This is a genomic window from Nocardia australiensis, from assembly GCF_020733705.1.
Classification (GTDB): Bacteria; Actinomycetota; Actinomycetes; order Mycobacteriales; family Mycobacteriaceae; genus Nocardia; species Nocardia australiensis.
The window spans coordinates 624,562-627,840 of sequence record NZ_JAJFZM010000001.1; the positions used below are offsets into that span (position 1 = coordinate 624,562).

At 65.3% G+C, this 3,279-nt stretch carries 3 protein-coding genes; 2 read left to right on the forward strand and 1 reads right to left on the reverse strand.

All coding sequences use genetic code 11. The annotated features are described in order from the left end of the window. Window positions 1-63: 63 nt before the first annotated feature. Window positions 64-675, forward strand: a complete 612-nt coding sequence (locus LKE06_RS03000; RefSeq protein ID WP_227997008.1) for an ATPase — start codon at window positions 64-66, stop codon at window positions 673-675. A 569-nt stretch (window positions 676-1,244) separates the two neighbouring features. On the opposite strand, the gene LKE06_RS03005 is transcribed toward LKE06_RS03000, so the two are convergent. Beyond that, complete coding sequence (locus tag LKE06_RS03005) at window positions 1,245-1,883, reverse strand: TetR/AcrR family transcriptional regulator (RefSeq protein ID WP_227997010.1); 639 nt, start codon at window positions 1,881-1,883, stop codon at window positions 1,245-1,247. Window positions 1,884-1,942: 59 nt separating this feature from the next. Here LKE06_RS03005 and LKE06_RS03010 point away from each other — a divergent pair, with 59 nt between their 5' ends. Then, on the forward strand, window positions 1,943-2,614 hold the full coding sequence (locus tag LKE06_RS03010; RefSeq protein WP_227997012.1) for a class I SAM-dependent methyltransferase: 672 nt from the start codon (window positions 1,943-1,945) through the stop codon (window positions 2,612-2,614). Window positions 2,615-3,279 lie beyond the last annotated feature (665 nt).

Sequence of the window (3,279 nt, forward strand, 5' to 3'; positions counted from 1 at the left end):
GGCATTCACCCTCACGCTGATCGTTTCCCGCCCCCTGTTACCGGTAAAGGAGTCACAACCATGATGACCGTCGAACTATTCGTCTCCGACGACACAATGAGTACCGAACGCCGCACCGCCCTCGCCGAACGCATTTTGCGAGAGCTCACCACCGAGGACTCCGCACCCGATTCGGTGATGGACAAGGCGCGCGAACTGACCCACGTCATGGTGCGGACGCCGGATGTCTGGGTCACCGGTGGCCCGGACCGGACGGCCGCACCACGTTACGTCGTCCGGGTGATCGTGCCCGGAGCATGGAGCAACAGCAGCGAATTCGGCGCAACCGTCATTCCGGCGATCACCCGCGCGATCGCCGCCACCGAGCCCGACACCGACCGACTCACCCGGCAACCACACTGCCTGGTGCAGATCGTCGGACTGCGTGAACACGCCATCGGCACCCTCGGTCGCGCCATGACCAGCACCGACATCACCAAGCTGATGACCGAGGACTACCGGCACACCGAGCCGGAATCCGCGGCACCCGATGGCTTCGCCATCGACCCGGTATGCGGCATGACTGTCGAGCTGGCCACCGCACGATTCACCGCCAGCCACCAGGGCGCCGACTACGCATTCTGCGCCCCGGTATGCCGCAAGGTATTCATCGAAGAGCACGCGATCCCGGAATAGGCCGACCTCCCTACACCGTCATCGGGGCCACCGGGAGAATTCGCCGACATCCCCGATAGCCCGCGAACCTCCCCGCGTAGTTATGGCTCCAAATACAGGCGCTCGTTCGGCATGCGCACCAGTCGCGTGGTATCGCCCGGGATCACTGCCACTACGTCGCAGTAATGGTGTGTCAGGGCAGCAGGGACGCCGGGTCTACCGTGAATTCGAAGGGGGTCTTCACGGTGACGGTGTCTCCGGCTGCGGCGCGGTGGGTTGGTTCGTAGCTGTGCTTATCCGGGGTAGTGGATCAGCGACCTGCGGCGATGCCGCTCCGTCCCGCGTGTGAAGCGGTCCTGTATCCGGGCCAAGCCCAAATGTGTTGTTTTTTCGGCGGTTACTACCGCGACCTCCATACCCGGGAAACACCCGCATCAATCACGCCGACATGAAATCAACAGCTCAACAGCAGGATTCAGCCTGCCTGCCTAGCGTGACTCTTCTCTCGGATGCTCCTCGACCCCCGTATTCCACACGACTGCCCGTGGACCGAGGCCCCTTGGCCGGCCGTTGCGATGAGGCCTGTCCGCCTACCGGGGGTCGGCGCAGAGCTGGGAGATCAAGGCGGTGCGGACCCATGCTTCCCACATGTTCGGTGACCAGTCGCGGTCGCGGACGAAGATCAGGTAGAGCTGGGGGCTGAGCAGGCCGAACAGCAGGTCCGCCGCCATCTCGACGGAGAGGCCGGGACGGGCGTCCGGCTTACCGGCCAGGGCTTCGGCCGCTGCGTAGTGCACGGTGTAACGCGGGTCGGGGCCTTCTGGCCATTGCGCGGCGATCTCAGGGTCGGTGGCCGCGGCAGCCGCGATCAGCGGCATGATCGGGGCGACCCGGCCCAGGATCTCGCGGGTGCCGCGGACGTGCACGCGCAGTTGCCCGGCCGCGGTGGGTTCGGCGCACGCGGCGCGAAACCACTCACGGTCCATGGTGGCGACAGGCTCGGCGTCCCCGGCGATGGACGTATCGACGACGCCTTTGAACAGCGTCCGCTTGTTGCCGAAGACGAAGTAGACCGTCTGGACGGCCACGCCCGCCCGGTCTGCCACCTCCTGCAGGCTCGTCGCTCCGTAACCCTGTGTGACGAACAGCTCGCGAGCCGCCTCGACGACCTTTTCACGGGTACGGCGTGAGCGCTCGGCTCGCTTGTCCGGCCGCTTGACTCGATCCATTTTCCGAGTATATATCTAGAGTCTGTCACTAGAGTCCAACTCTAATATTGGAGGAGACGATGGACCAGCCCATCACCACCCAAAAGCCGGACCCGGAACTCACCGCAGCGCAGCGAGAACAAGAGGAGTCCGTCCACCGCGCACTGGAGGGCTACTACCACGTCGGCAAGCCGCCGTGGGATACCGGCGTGACACCGCCTGAGCTGGTAGCACTGGTTGAGGGGCACGGCGCGCTGCCGCCCGGCCGCGCCCTCGAACTCGGCTGCGGCACGGGGACCAACGCCATCTACCTCGCACGGCACGGCTGGGAGGTGGCGGCCGTCGACCTGATCGACCGCGCCGTCGACCAGGCCAGGGAGAAGGTCGAGGCAGCGGGAGCGGGAGCGGCGGTACGGCTGTTACACGGAGACGCCACCCGCCTCGACGAGTTGGACGCGCCCGGTCCCTTCGACCTGTTCTTCGATCTGAGCTGCTACTGCGGGATCCCGCTGCACCGCCGCGACGCCTACGCCGCCGGCCTCACCCACCGCGCCGCTCCCGGAGCACGGCTGCTGATGTTCGGGTACGGCCCCGAGCCGCTCGACAATCCCGTCCCCGAGGTCACCTCGTGGGCGGCGGGCGTCACAGCCGACGAACTCCGCGCCAGGTTCGCCGGCTGGGAACTACTCGACGTCACACCGGGCACCAACTCGGTGCCGACCTTCTGGTTCACGCTGCGCCGCGACGCCTAGGGGGTCGAGGAATAGAACCGCTGGATATTCAGCGCCTAACGCCGGATCGGGCGGATCTACTCCTCGGCCCCCGATCAGTACGCCGACGCCCTCGAGCACGAAGAAGTCCGGTGGCAATACATCGACCAGCGCACGCACCAGCCATTGAATCAACCATTGATGCCGGGGCTTCGGGGCGGCGTTCGCAACGAGCTGACCATTCAGCACCTCGTACCGTAATCCGTCTTCTGGCAGGTGATCGAGGTCCGCGGCTGTCCAATGGTCGGCACGTGGAATCGCCATTGCCGTCGAATCACCTCCAACTTGCCGAACGGGAGCAAATTATGTTCACCGCCGCCCGATTTCAGCTCGAGGCGAGACCGCACATTAAAACTCGCAGCCAGCACCTAACTGGATCGCCAAACCCAAGGTGCCGCACGCCCCCACCGACGCACCCACTCGCCACGACAACAGTTTTCGAGCGCAGCGAGATCGAGCACTAAAGTTCGCGGCCGGCTCGTGTCCGAGCGGCAAATACGATGCGACGAAGGAGCAAGTATTTGCCGCTCGGACACGAGCCTCAGGGGCCGCGAACACGCCGCGCCAGCGGCCAAAAACACAGCACCTAATGGGACTACCCAAACCCCGAGGTGCCGCACGTTCCGCATCGTGGATGGCGTGCGAAC